Genomic DNA, 13,165 nt, shown 5'->3' with positions numbered 1-13,165 from the left:
GCCACAGCTAATGCGTTTGCTATAAGTGAGATATTTATGTCAGAAGGCTTAACCGCTCTCGCATCAGAGAACTTGAACCCTAGCCTGCGCAGCTTGCTAGAAGATGTTCAAAAAGGGCACATCCGGGTGCCGCGCTTTCAACGACCATTTGTATGGATGGATTCGCAACGCTTAGATCTTCTTCGATCTATTCGCGACAACATGCCCATTGGGAGCCTACTCGTTTGGCGAACAGTAAAATTCAAACTAGCCTCCTTCGGAAATGTAGGCCCCCACAATATCCCCTCTATTATTGACATTGCACCCGCAACAGGATGGCAGTACCTCTTAGATGGTCACCAGCGGGTTTCAACATTATTAGGCCTTCTACTTCAGCCACTCCAACCAAGCCAGATTAGCGACGACCAGGATAGTGAAAGCATTGATTGGGATATTCAGTATAACTTACTAGAAAATGACTTTGTTTTCCGACGCAAAGCAGACCGAGGTAGAACCAAACAGCCCCTGCTTCCCCTATGGACGTTGCTAGATGGACGGTTGGTAAACAAACACATGCGGGACCTTCGAAAGCGAGCCGAACATGAAGGCTGGACCGATCAAGACTTAGAAGACTGGGAAGAGCGTGCGGATCAACTGTCTTATCGTTTTCAGCAGTGTCGTGTCCCCATCGTAGTAATGGTTTCCGACGATCTCGAACTTGCTGCGAGAACGTTTCAACGCATCAACAGCCTCGGAACTCCGATGGGTGAGGCACATCTTGTTGCGGCTCTAACTTGGAGAGATGACTTTGACTTGAGAGATCAAATCTCCCAGAGGCGTCGCGATCTACCTGCAGGGTGGCGACATATCGATGAAGGGCTATATCTACAAGTCTGCAAAGGGCTTACAGGCTTAGACGTCACGAAAGCAGGACAAACCGAGCTTGTAAAAAAACTATCCGACGACGCATCACTTCTCGACAGGGCAAGCAACTCAATCAAGCAAATAATAGACTGGTTGGCTAATGATATCGGTGTATCGCATGACGACCTTCAACCATACATACTCCAAATTGTAATTCTTGCGAGCATACTTGATAAACTAGCACTAACCAACATACCTAAACCCCAGTTCGAATTATGGCTTTGGAGAACAAGCTGGTCGGAAGTATTCGCAACCGCTGCTTATCGAGATGTACGCTTTGAAACAGAAGCTCTCGAAAACTTGGTAAAGAACAATATAAATGTGTCATGGACTAGAGAGTCCAAGCTACCAGACCGATTCGACTTTAGGTCTGCTAGAGTCCGTCTTTTCACACTTAGACTTGCAAATCAAAAAAATCTCACGGACGCATCAGGCCAAATCACATCAGGAAGAAAGCTTTTAACGGAACATGGTCGAGATGCACTAGTACGAATATTTACAACACCTAAAGGGGCTACACCATCCTTGAAAAAACTGATTCAAGGACCAGGAAATCGCTTCTTGCTATCACCCGAAACCGACACTATTTTTCGAGAAAGACTTAAACATGGGCCGGACTACTCTGAGGATGCATTAGCCGCTCACTTTATTGACTACCACAGCCTTCAATCTCTCCGCTCAGGTGATTTGGAAAGTTTTCTGAAAAATAGGGCTACCGCAATGGAGCAATGGGATCATGATGAGTGGACTTCTTGCGTTGCCCGGGCTGAGGTCTAACCCATTGGTTTGGGTATAAATGTAATTGTATTAACTTCACCGCCCCTACTGCAGATGTATCGTTCTTGAGAAAATCATTCAGCGATTCATCTACGGGGGGCCTTTCAAAACTCCCCATGATACCCATATTGGTATACTACAAGAGGTGGAAAACTTATACACATTCAGCATCTGAGGAGTGCTCGCCGGACATGACAAAAAAATACGCCACTCCCCCAGCTCACCATCGAACAGTCGAGCATGGCGCATCGCCGCCGCCTCTATCGGTCGCTCACGGTAATGGCTCACCATGATTTCACCCCCGAAACTTGTCGCGCACAAACCCTCCAGGGACTTATCCAACTCCGCATACAATAAACCCTTTAACGCTAAGAATTAACTCGACCCGTAAACAACCTTGCTCATAAGCGACCTCACTTCTCCTAGTAGCTCACGAAACTTTACCATCATGGCGTCATCGTCCACCGCCGGTGCTCCCTGCCCACGCTTCTCGCCCAGCCACAACTTCAATAAGCCCGCGACCCGCCCAAGGTCGCCAGCGACCTTGGCCAAGTCGGCGACGGCGGTCAGGTCAACGACAGACTTTATTGGGGTGTTCATATCAACGGCCAAGAGGTAAGCAGACAGGGACAAGTCCGTCTGATCGGGCCGCTCCTGAATCACGCCCCGTTCTTCATCAGACACCTCAACCTTGGTCGGTGGAAGCTCCCGCCGTGTCCTTGGCTTTTGCTCTGTTTCCATGCTTTTTCATTTCTGCTTTTTGAGTCACGGCACCGACGATAAGCCTCGCAGAGCAAGACTGTCCGTTGAGCCAAAGGCGAATAAGGCAAGGCGGTGGCGACCCTAGTTGCGGAGCAGCGTAGGCCTACAACACGCATTTTGCCGTCTCTCTATGCGTAAAACTGCGCAGTTTCGCGCTTGGATTTTGAAATCGTTATCGCGCATGGTTACGCGCTATTAATTGTTCCACTCGGTCAGAAAGAGAACCCCAGGATCTCATTTTGCCGAACGGCGTTGCCGAGCGATTTGCGAGGTGTTAGTAGGACGCCCTGGCCGAGCGCGATGATGCTCGGCACCAGGCGTTGCAAACTCACTACCGAGAACATGCTATGCCAGCCATGCCTCAACGTCCTCCAATCGCCCATACAAGGTAGCCTCGAGCTAGCGGGCCTTTGCTCAATCAGTCGCAATGCGTGGAACAAATCCGGCACACAAAAAAAGCAAAGTACTGCTGAATTCCGCTTCACACTGCACTACCATGCAACCACACAACTATATGATTTAAATTGAAAAAATTTAATTTCAACTATAATTCAATTACTTACGGTTCCGCTCATTTGTGCAGTTGCACTGCAACGGGCCGACGGGAAAGGTTTCGCGAATCAACGGTTGTTTTTCAATAGTCATGGGTGTCCTGCAAGCTCTCTGGCGCGTTCCAAGTGCAGTATGGTGTAGCTTGCCCCTGCTCTGGAAGGAGTCGATTGCGCGGCCTATCCGCTGCTAAGCTACACACGCGCCATTGAAATCCCCCGCTGCAGTCAGTCGCATTTGGAGCAACACCCATGGCGAATCAACAGATCATCTGCGAGCACTGCGACTGCGTGTACGAGAAAGTCACGCTCGCCAAACATCAAAAAGCCCTATGCGTACGTTGCTCGGGCGTACTGCAGCGCTATAACGGCTTGTCGGTGCAGCAACGCCTCGCCCTGACGGTGACTGCCGCAGTGCTGTGGACCTTCGCCAACTTTTATCCGGTGATGAGCATCAGCCTGCAGGGTTTGAAAAACAGCGCCACCCTCTGGGACTCAGTGGTTGCACTGAGCCTGGGGCCGATCACGTTCATTGCCTTGGTAGCGGCGATTTCCATCATTATCGCGCCGGTGTTTCAGCTGCTATTGCTGATCTGGGTGCTGAGTTTCGCCTTGGCCGGCAGGCGCTCGCCGGCGTTCAAGCTGTGCATGCGCTGGCTCGAAGCACTCCGGCCCTGGAGCATGCTGGAGGTGTGCCTATTGGGCGCGATGGTCGCGGTGTTCAAGCTGGCCGGCATGCTGGATGTGATCCCAGGCACCGGCCTGTTCGCCTTGGCCGCCCTGAGCCTGTTGCTGATCCGCATTGCCGGGCGCGATGTGCGCGACCTGTGGGACACCGTATGAATTCACCGCCCACCGCCCGCGAGCTGAACCTGTGCCTGTGCCACACCTGCGGCCAGCCCTGCGACATGCGCCTTGAGCCCACCGAGTGCGACCGCTGTGGCGCCGCGCTGCATCGGCGCAAGGTGCAGTCCCTGACCCGAACCTGGGCCTACATGCTCACCGCCCTCGCCTTTTATGTCCCGGCCAATTTATTGCCAGTGATGAACACCACCATGCTCGGCTCGGGCGCAGACAGCACCATCATGAGCGGCGTGCTGGAGTTCTGGCAACATGGCGCCTGGGACATTGCGCTGATCATTTTCATCGCCAGCATTGCCGTGCCGGGCATCAAGTTCCTGTCGCTGGGGCTGCTGCTGGTCACTGTGCAGCGCAATAGCCAGTGGGCGCGCAAGGAGCGTTCGAAGCTGTTTCGGTTTATCGAACTGATCGGCTATTGGTCGATGCTCGATGTCATCGTGGTCGCCCTGGTGGCCGCACTGGTGAAGTTTCAAGCCCTGGGCACGATAGAACCGCGCCTGGGCATTCTGTTTTTTGGCCTGGTGGTCGTGTTTACGATGCTCGCGGCCATGAGCTTTGATCCCCGGCTAATCTGGGAAAACCCACATAACGAGGAGACCTCGGATGAGCTCATCCAAGGCTGACACCCCTGCGGGGCAACCCGTGATCAAGACGCGTCGTTTCAGTGTCTCGCTGGTCTGGATCGTGCCGATTGTCGCCGTACTGGTGGGGATCTCGCTGGTGATTCACAGCGTCATGCAACAAGGGCCGACCATCGTCCTCAACTTCAAGACCGGCAGCGGGCTGGTTGCCAACAAAACCGAGGTCAAATACCGCAACGTGGTGATCGGCCAAGTAACCGCCGTAGCTCTGAGTGATGACCAGAAAAGCGTCAATGCCACCGTCGAACTGGTCAAACAGGCCGAAAGCTTCACCCGCGAAGATTCGAAATTCTGGGTGGTGCGCCCGCGCATTGGCGCAGGCGGCGTGTCGGGCATCGACACGTTGTTGTCCGGCGACTATATCGGCGCGGACATCGGTCAATCCGAGACCCGCGCCAAGCACTTCACCGGATTGGAAAACCCGCCGCCCATCACCTACGGCGAGCCGGGCAAGCGCTTCACCCTGCACACCCAGGCCCTGGGTTCCCTGGACATCGGCTCCCCCGTCTATTACCGCAAGATCCCGGTGGGCCAGGTGGTGGCCTATGAGCTGGACAACGAGGGCAAGGGCGTGAATGTCGAAATCTTCGTGCATGCGCCCAATGATGTGTACATCACCGAGAACACGCGGTTCTGGAATGCCAGCGGCGTCGACTTGAGCGTCGGTGCCAATGGCTTTGCGCTGAAAACCGAATCCTTGTCGTCCATGTTGATGGGGGGGATTGCCTTCCAGGCGCCGCCCTACAACCCCAATGACAAACCGGCCGAAGAAAGTCGCAGCTTTGAATTGTTCGAAGACCAGCAAAGCGCCCTCGCCCCGCCCAACGGCAAGGGGCAATACATGGTCCTGCGCTTCGATCAGGCCCTGCGCGGGCTGAAAGTCGACGCACCGGTGGAGTTCCTCGGCGTCGAGTTCGGCAGGGTTGTATCGATCAACCTGGATTTCGATGCAAAGAAACGCACCTTCCCGGTCAATGTCGGCATCGTGATCTACCCGCAACTGCTCGGCGAGGCTCACACCAAGCTGCTCAAGGCCATGAACAATAACCCTGACGATGAGGCAGCCGGCGTACGCCTGATCGGGACCTTCATCGAAAACGGCCTGCGCGCCCAGGCTCGCAGCGGTAACTTGCTGACCGGCCAGCTCTACATCGCCCTGGACTTCTACCCCAAGGCAGAAAAAGTCGCGTTCGACCCGAACCAGCGCCCCGTGGGCATCCCCACCATCCCGGGCAACCTGGAACAGCTGCAAGAGAAGTTCGAAGGCATCGTCAACAAGATCAGCCAACTGCCTGTCGAGCGTATTGCCGGCAACCTCGACGCCAGCCTGGTCGAACTGCGCAAGGGCCTGGCGCAATTCAACGCCAAGACGCTGCCGGGTGTGCAAACGACCTTGGCCGACGTGAGCAAGACCCTGCAATCGGCCAGTTCAACCCTGGCCGAAGACTCGCCGCAGCGTGAACAACTGACCCAGACCCTCGACGAGTTGGGGCGCATGTCGCGTTCCCTGCGCGAGCTTTCGGATTATCTGGGCCGGCATCCGGAGTCGCTGATTCGCGGCCGCCCCGATAACGCCGCACCGACGGACCTGCAAGGGCCACCCCGCAAATGACCATTGGAGCCGCCATGACATTGCCGTTGAAGATCACGTTACTGAGCGCCCTGCTGCTGCTCGGTGCCTGTCGCAGTGAACCCATCGCTTTTCATACCCTGACCCCGGCGCACTTGAGCCCGAGTACGCGAGCAGAGGCCGGCGGTGTGCGCATTGAGAGCATCAGCGTGCCGCCTCAGGTCGACCGCGCGCAGATAGTGATCCGCCAGGGCGACAGCGGCCTGGCGATTCTTGAAACCCAGTGGTGGGCCGCCACCCTCGCCGATGAACTGAGGAGCGCCTTGGTCGATCAATTGGCCAACAGCAATGCCCGGCAAGCCGTGGCTTTACGCGTAGACGTGCAGCGGTTTGACTCGGTACCGGGGCAGTACGCATTGCTCGATGTGCGCTGGCGCCTGAGGCAAGTCAATGGCGATCGCCCGGCCTTGACCTGCCGCACCACCTTGCAATCTCCTGCCGGGCCGAGCATCGACGAGTTGGTGGTGGCGCATCAGAACAACCTCAAGCGTTTCGCGGCGCTGATCAATCAGACCGTCGACACCTCACTCAAAGGCTGCCCGACCACGCCATAAACCCAGGGCTCAGGCCAACAAGCCCATGGCCTTGGCCCGCGCTACTGCCTGGGTACGACGCTCCACGCCGAGCTTGCTGTTGATGTGGCTGGCGTGGGTCTTCACCGTGTGCAGAGAGATGAACAACTGGTTGCTGATTTCCTGGTTTGAACAGCCTTGGGCAATCAGTTGCAGCACCGCCAGCTCTCGGGTGCTGAGGGTTTCCTGTTGAGGTGCGGCTTCAACTGCGCTGACTTGGGGCAGCAACGCCAGCAAGCTCTGATTGAGCAGCCCATGGGAATCCTTGCCCAACTGCTCGCGCATCCACTGCGGGTAACCCTCCAACAACCGTTGAAACGGCTGCAACGCACCACCCGAACCGGCTTCCAGGGCACGGGCGAACACCGGCCTGGCCTTGGCTTCCTGGCCATTATCCAGAAGTAACTGCACCTGCTGGACCAGCGCCATCAGGGCAATCATCTGGCGCCCACTGTCATGAGCCTGCTGGGCCAGCGCTTCCAGGCGTTGCAGCGCGCTGTCGGGCTGATGGCGCGTGGCATCGAGCGCGGCTTGTTGCAGCTCGATATGTTGCGGCAAGTGCGGATGAAACTCGGGGGCGGCCGCAGCGTGCTCGCCGTTGTAGGTCTGCCCCAGGCGGGCCAGCCAGGCGTCGGCCAGGTCAGTGCGCCCCTGGGCCAGCCACAACTCGCATTTGATCAGGGTGATCATCGCCAGGTAATAGATCGGCGGCACATCCCAGATGTGCATCAAGCGCTCGGCCTCGGCCAGTTCGGCAAAAGCATGGGCAAACTCCCCACGCCGCCCTTCGAAGCTGGCGATGACGCAGTGCCCGATCAGCACGCTGATATCGCGGCAGGCACGGGCCTCGGCCAGGCCGGCGCGCAAACGCGCCAGGCCGGCTTCGGGCTGGTAACGCACCAGCAGCAGGTACCCCTCGTACAGCGACAGGCGTGCGCGCACGGCATACAGGCGCTGGGGCGCCAGCCCATGCAGGCGCTCGAGGCCCTGGCGGGCTTCATCCAGGGAACGCAGGATCTCCCCCCGCGCCTGCAGCACCCGCGCCCGGTCGTAATGGGCCAAGGCTTCAAACAAGGGGTTACCGACGCGCTGCGCCAGCTCCAACGATTCGCGGTTCAGACCACGAGCGCGCCACAGGTCGGCATCGACGATCGCCAGGTTGGACAGGGTCGAGAGGCACATCAGGCGCTGGCCGTAACGCTTTGGCGGCAAGCTTTCCAACGCTTCGTTGCAATAGCGCTGGGTCAGCTCACGGTCTCCGCGCCCACGGGCAATAATCCCGCTCAGCGCCAACCATTGGGCCAACATGGATTTTTGCGCGGTGGCCGATGGCGCCGGCAGGAAGCGGCTGAGGTAGCTGGACAGCTCCTGCGCTGCATCCAATTGGCATGCGAGCCCCAGCGCCCAGCTGTACAGCACGATCAAACGCGGCGTGCTGATCAGCAGGCTGTCGGGCAAGTCCATCTTCCAGCGCAGCAGCATGCCGATGTTCTGCTCTGCCAGCAGTTGCTCTTCGGACAGGTTCTGCACCAGATTCGCCGCCACATCCAGATGCCCGGCCCGCAGCGCCTGCTCCACCGCCTCGTCGATCAAGCCCTGGGTGTTAAACCAGCGACAGGCGCGCAAGTGCAGGCTGGCCGGCGGCAAGGTGGCGCTTTTCTCGCGGCGGGTACGCAGCAGGTCGGAGAACAAATGGTGATAACGGTACCAGTGCCCTTGCTCATCCAACGGCACCAGGAACACTTGATGAGCCTGCAAATAGCGCAGGATTTCTGCGCTGTCATGGGCCTCGCGGACGGCGTCGCATAATTCGCTGCAAAAACGCTCCTGAGGTGCGGTGTCATACAGGAACGCTTGCACTTCTGCGGGCAGGCAGTCGATGACTTCTTCGAGCAGGTAATCGCGAATCAGCCCTTCGCCACCGTGCAGGCTTTGCGGCAAGGCGCCCTCACTGCCGGCTTCGGAGGCCGCCAACAACCAGAAGCGCAGGCCGGCGACCCAGCCCTCGCTACGACGGATCAGGTTTTCCAACGCCTCACCGCGCAATGCATTGCCGTGTCCATCCAGCACCGCCAGGGATTCGTCATGGGTCAGGCGCAGGTCTTGCTCATGCAGTTCCAACAGGTGTCGCGACAGACGCAGGCGTGCCAGGTGCCAGTCCGGACGCTGCCGGCTGGTGACCAGCACCACCAGGCCATCAGGCAAATGATTGAGAAAAAACTGCAGGCAGCGATCCAGCACCGGGCCCTGGGCCAGGTGATAGTCATCCAGCACCAGCAATAACGGCGAACGTGCAGACAGGTGCACGGCCAGTTCGTCGAGCAGGCCATCGAGCCATTCTTCGAAGGCAAAGGGTTGGTGACGCTGGCGCATTTTCAGCAACCCCAGGGATTGGGCGCCGAGTTGCGGAAAATACTGTTGCAAGCCGTCGAGCAGCCGCTCCAGGAAACGGCCGGGGTCACTGTCACGAGGGCTCAGGCCCAACCACAGGCTTTGCCACTGGGCTGGCAAGCCCTGGCAGAACTCCACCGCCAACGAACTCTTGCCGAACCCCGCGGGCGCGCTGACCAGCAACAGTCGCCCATCAAGGCCCGCATTCAGCCGTTCGCACAGGCGCGGGCGCAGCACGTAGCCGTCAGGCAGCGGGGGCCGGTAAAAGCGGCCTTCCAGGGTCGGCATCACCACACTGGCAGGCCCATGGGTTCGGGACAGATCAGTCATCGCCGGGCTCTTGTAGAAGGCTGTTGTCGGCATTGCAGATGTCCGCAGACTAGCGGTAAAAGCGGCGGGATTGTAGATCTTTGCAACAAATGGCTGAAAAAGAACTGCGACAAGAAATATCCCTTCCAGCCGCCAAGCAAGAAGCAGGAGCGAGCTTGCTCGCGAAGCACAAAAAAAAACGCGCCCATCCAGGAATGATCGTTCCCACGCTCTGCGTGGGAATGCAGACTTCGACGCTGCGCGTCGACTTTTGAGGCGTGACGCAGAGCGTCACAGGAAGCACTCCCACGCAGAGCGTGGGAGCGATCATTCAGAGAGCATCAGCAGAGGTTAGCGAACACCGTCCTGGCGCAGGGCCGCAGGGGTGAAGTCGCTGGTGCTGGCGGTGAAGCCGAAGTCATAGGCCTGCTTCTCTTCGTTCTTCATGCCCAGGGCCAGGTAGCGGCCGGACTGCAGGTCGTAGAGGGTTTCCAGGGCGTACCACGGCACTTGCTTGTCGTAGTAGTTCTCGCCATGGGCCTCGGCGACGCGCCACAGTTGGCCACGACCGTCGTAGTGGTCGATCACCGCTGCCTGCCAGGTGTCTTCGTCGATGTAGAAGTCACGCTTGGCGTAGATGTGGCGCTGGCCTTCCTTCAAGGTGGCGACCACGTGCCAGACACGGCGCAGCTCGTAGCGAGCCAGGTCCTGGTTGATGTGGCCAGCCTTGATGATATCGGCGTACTTGAGCTTGGGATCGTCGATCTTGTAGCTGTTGGAGGCAATGTAGATTTCTTTCTTGCCTTCCAGCTTCCAGTCGTAGCGGTCCGGCGCACCGTTGTACATGTCGAGGTTGTCGGAGGTGCGCAGGCCGTCGGCGGCAGTACCCGGCCCGTCATAGGACACTTGCGGCGCCCGACGCACACGGCGCTGCCCGGCGTTGTAGACCCAGGCCGAACGCGGTTCTTTGATCTGGTCCAGGGTTTCGTGCACCAGCAGCACACCACCGGCCAGGCGCGCTGGCGCGGTAACTTGCTGCTTGAAGTAGAACAGCACGTTGCCTGGGTTTTTCGGATCGAAGTCCTTCATCTTGTCGCGGAACACGAACTGGTCGCGGAAATACACCAGGCTGTAGGAACCGTTGGTTTGCGGGGTGGCCTGGGTAACCAGGCGGGTCACGCTGCCACCGCGATAACGGGTGATGTGGTTCCAGATCACTTCAACGCCGCTCTTGGGAATCGGGAACGGGACGGCGGTTTCAAAGTTTTCCAGACCGTTGCCGCCGGACACCAGGTTGGTGGTGGTGGCGTTTTTCTTGATCGAGGCAAACACCTCGGCCGGCACGGTGGCGCCGCGATGGGTCGGGTACACCGGCATCTTGAAGCTGTCCGGGTAACGCTTGAACATCGCGTATTGCCCGGGGGCCAGCTTGTCTTTGTACTGCTCGACGTTCTGCGCGGTGATGGTGAACTGCGGTTGCTCGCTGGCATACGGGTTGGCGAGGAAACCACGGGCGTCGACCGCACCGGCATTGGTCGGCAATGGCGACCATTTTGGAATGGTGCCGGCCGCGTTACCGGCCATCTCGGCGCCCATCGGGGTCAGGGTCGTGCCGAGCTTGGCGGCTTCATCTGCCGAGACTGCCGCCATGACGTTACTCGCCAGGATCGACAGCCCAAGCACACCCACGTGCAACAGACTTTTTGTTATTTTCATGCTCTGGTCTTCCTGAATACATGCCACTTGAAAAGAGTGTGCTTAGAAGTTGGCGCCGAAGCTCAAGGCGACAAAGTCGCGGTCATCCACAGTGCTGAACTTGCCACCAAAGAAGTTGGTGTACGCCAGGCTCGCGGTATAGGTGTTCTGGTATTCGGCATCCAGGCCCAGGCTGACCGCCTTGCGACCTTCTTCAAAGTTGCCGCCAGGGCCTGGCGAGTAACCTTTGACGTCATGGGACCAGGCCACGTTGGGCTTGAGGTTCACGCCCGCGAACACGTCCGGGTATTCCCAGATGGCACGGGCGCGGTAGCCCCAGGACGTTGCGGTGGTATAGCCGTCGTTGTTGCAGTTGGTGTTCAGGCCAGCAGCGTTGGGCAAGCCGGCGCCGTTGGCGGTGGAGTTGTTGAGGGCGTTGCAGAACCCACCTGGCAGCGTGCCTGGGCCGAACACCGGGTCGCGGCCGTAACGAGCCTGGGATTTGCTTTCCAGGCCACCCACGTGGGTCACGCCGATTTCACCGACGGTGGTGAGGCGGCTGGCGCCCATGACCTGGTCGAAGAAGTGCGTGAAGGTGGTCTGGAACTGGGTGACCTCCTTGCGGTTGTAGCCGTGCAGGTCCTGGCCCGGCGTGCCCTTGAGCACGGACGCATTGCCAAAGCCGGGGATCGGCGTGACACCGGCGAACAGAATGTCAGTGGTGCTCAACTGCACCGGCGCATTCGGACGGTAGCTCAACTCACCGCTCCAGGCGGTGCCGGTAGGCAAGGTGGTGGAGAAGCTCAGGCCGTAGAGGCGAATATCTTCCGGGTACTCGACGAAGTAGTTCGAGCTACCCGCCACGATCAACGGTCGCAAGGCCCCCAGTGGCCCCAGCGGACGCGTGTAGGCCGCCGATGGCGCGCCCTGCGCACTGAAGATCGGCGCACGGCTGTGGTAGTTCATGAAGTAGGCGCCGAATTCGGTATCCAGCGGTTCGAAGTTGTAGCGCATGGCCACGCCAAACTGGCCGCTGTCGCGGGCATCACGGTCCGGCCCACGGCGCACCAGCACGCCTTCGCTGTTCACGTCCACCCCCAAGGCACCCAGGGTCGGCAGGGCGGCGGCAGGAATGGTCGAACGCTTGTTCAGTACCCGCAGGTTATTGCTGCAACCATCGGAGATCACGTCCGGCTGCGAGAAGAACGTGCCGCAGTTATCGGTCACGGTCTGGTCCCACTCCAGCTGGTAAAACGCCTCGGCCGACAGGTTGTCGGTGAGCGACTGGGACACGTAGAACATGTTCACTGGGATCAAGCCTTCCTTGATCTCGGCCCCCGGACGGCGAAACGCCGACACGTCGATCGGGTTGATGGAGTTGATGCCGCCGCCGATGAAGGTACTTTCGCCCCAGCTCACCACCTGCTTACCAAAACGCACGGAACCCGGCGCATCGGCAATCGAGTAGTTGTGGTAGACGAATGCGTCGAGAATCTGCCCGCCCGAAGACTTGGCGCCTTCCTTGCGGTTGTTGTCGCTGATGTCCTTGAACGGACGGCTTTCGTCCTTGAGTTCAAAGTCGTACCAGTACTTGCCCCGCACAAACACACCGGTGTCGCCGTACTTCAGTTCCAGGTCGTGGATGCCCTTGAAGATCTTCGAGAACGTCTCGCCGCGCTTGAAGTTCAAGTGGCCGTCATCGGAGGTCTGGGACAGGCCCTTGCCGCCGTTGTTGGCACCGATCAGGTCACGATTGGGTTTGGCCGTGGACCAGCTCGCCCCCACGGAAAGCGACGAGTCAAAGCTCCCTTCGATTTCACCAATGTTGAAACTGACGCCGAATGCCGGCCCGGCGAGCGTAGAAGCGAGGCTGACGGCCAGGGGCAGTCTTGCCCGGCGCCAGAACTGGTTTACTGAGGTCATCGACGCTACTCCATGTGCATATTTTATTGTTATGGCAGTGAGCCCTTTCTTCAGATGTAACGGCCGGGATACAACGATTCCAATGCCGCATCGCCACCGAGCCTCCATGGCTCGAAGCGCAACATCCGCGAAAAACTCTGAAAGGGACTATAG

Annotated in this window: 10 protein-coding genes; 6 read left to right on the top strand and 4 right to left on the bottom strand. The window is 58.5% G+C overall.

Going from position 1 to position 13,165, the window contains the following annotated elements; translation table 11 throughout:
* Nucleotides 1-36 precede the first annotated feature (36 nt).
* Nucleotides 37-1,680, top strand: a complete 1,644-nt coding sequence (locus tag AB9N64_RS22955) for a DUF262 domain-containing protein (RefSeq protein ID WP_200645859.1) — start codon at nucleotides 37-39, stop codon at nucleotides 1,678-1,680.
* Nucleotides 1,681-2,055: 375 nt separating this feature from the next.
* Here the strand turns inward: AB9N64_RS22955 and AB9N64_RS22950 are convergent, their stop codons facing one another.
* Nucleotides 2,056-2,421 carry a CopG family transcriptional regulator gene (locus AB9N64_RS22950; RefSeq protein ID WP_200599243.1) on the bottom strand — a complete coding sequence of 122 codons (366 nt, stop codon included), beginning with the start codon at nucleotides 2,419-2,421 and terminating at the stop codon, nucleotides 2,056-2,058.
* Nucleotides 2,422-3,242: 821 nt separating this feature from the next.
* Between AB9N64_RS22950 and AB9N64_RS22945 the strand changes: the two genes are divergently transcribed.
* From AB9N64_RS22945 to AB9N64_RS22930, 4 genes are read left to right on the top strand one after another with little or no spacing between them, the layout of a single operon-like run.
* Nucleotides 3,243-3,833: a paraquat-inducible protein A gene (locus AB9N64_RS22945; protein WP_014716964.1), complete on the top strand. Its 591-nt coding sequence runs from the start codon at nucleotides 3,243-3,245 to the stop codon at nucleotides 3,831-3,833.
* Complete coding sequence (locus AB9N64_RS22940) at nucleotides 3,830-4,474, top strand: paraquat-inducible protein A (RefSeq protein WP_014716963.1); 645 nt, start codon at nucleotides 3,830-3,832, stop codon at nucleotides 4,472-4,474. The genes AB9N64_RS22945 and AB9N64_RS22940 overlap by 4 nt, the downstream gene beginning before the upstream one ends.
* Complete coding sequence (locus tag AB9N64_RS22935; RefSeq protein WP_014716962.1) at nucleotides 4,455-6,104, top strand: intermembrane transport protein PqiB; 1,650 nt, start codon at nucleotides 4,455-4,457, stop codon at nucleotides 6,102-6,104. Before AB9N64_RS22940 ends, AB9N64_RS22935 begins: the two co-directional genes overlap by 20 nt.
* Before the next feature lie 14 nt (nucleotides 6,105-6,118).
* Nucleotides 6,119-6,676: a membrane integrity-associated transporter subunit PqiC gene (locus tag AB9N64_RS22930; RefSeq protein WP_019816952.1), complete on the top strand. Its 558-nt coding sequence runs from the start codon at nucleotides 6,119-6,121 to the stop codon at nucleotides 6,674-6,676.
* Between the two features lie 9 nt (nucleotides 6,677-6,685).
* Here AB9N64_RS22930 and AB9N64_RS22925 read toward each other — a convergent pair whose 3' ends face one another.
* Nucleotides 6,686-9,415 carry a LuxR C-terminal-related transcriptional regulator gene (locus AB9N64_RS22925; protein WP_282398687.1) on the bottom strand — a complete coding sequence of 910 codons (2,730 nt, stop codon included), beginning with the start codon at nucleotides 9,413-9,415 and terminating at the stop codon, nucleotides 6,686-6,688.
* A gap of 89 nt (nucleotides 9,416-9,504) precedes the next feature.
* Here AB9N64_RS22925 and AB9N64_RS22920 point away from each other — a divergent pair, with 89 nt between their 5' ends.
* Nucleotides 9,505-9,669 (top strand): hypothetical protein, encoded by a 165-nt coding sequence (locus AB9N64_RS22920; protein WP_153649474.1) that lies wholly within the window; start codon nucleotides 9,505-9,507, stop codon nucleotides 9,667-9,669.
* Between the two features lie 76 nt (nucleotides 9,670-9,745).
* On the opposite strand, the gene AB9N64_RS22915 is transcribed toward AB9N64_RS22920, so the two are convergent.
* Together AB9N64_RS22915 and AB9N64_RS22910 are read right to left on the bottom strand one after the other, a co-directional pair.
* A complete protein-coding gene (locus AB9N64_RS22915) occupies nucleotides 9,746-11,110 on the bottom strand; it encodes a DUF1329 domain-containing protein (protein ID WP_371359677.1) in 1,365 nt (454 codons plus the stop codon).
* 42 nt (nucleotides 11,111-11,152) lie between these two features.
* The gene (locus AB9N64_RS22910; RefSeq protein WP_003188640.1) at nucleotides 11,153-13,012 is read right to left on the bottom strand and encodes a DUF1302 domain-containing protein; all 1,860 of its coding nucleotides are present in this window, start codon (nucleotides 13,010-13,012) and stop codon (nucleotides 11,153-11,155) included.
* Nucleotides 13,013-13,165 lie beyond the last annotated feature (153 nt).

Source organism: Pseudomonas sp. KT_2_4, from assembly GCF_041410225.1.
Lineage (GTDB): Bacteria > Pseudomonadota > Gammaproteobacteria > Pseudomonadales > Pseudomonadaceae > Aquipseudomonas > Aquipseudomonas paracarnis.
This window is presented reverse-complemented; position numbering and strand designations above follow the sequence as displayed.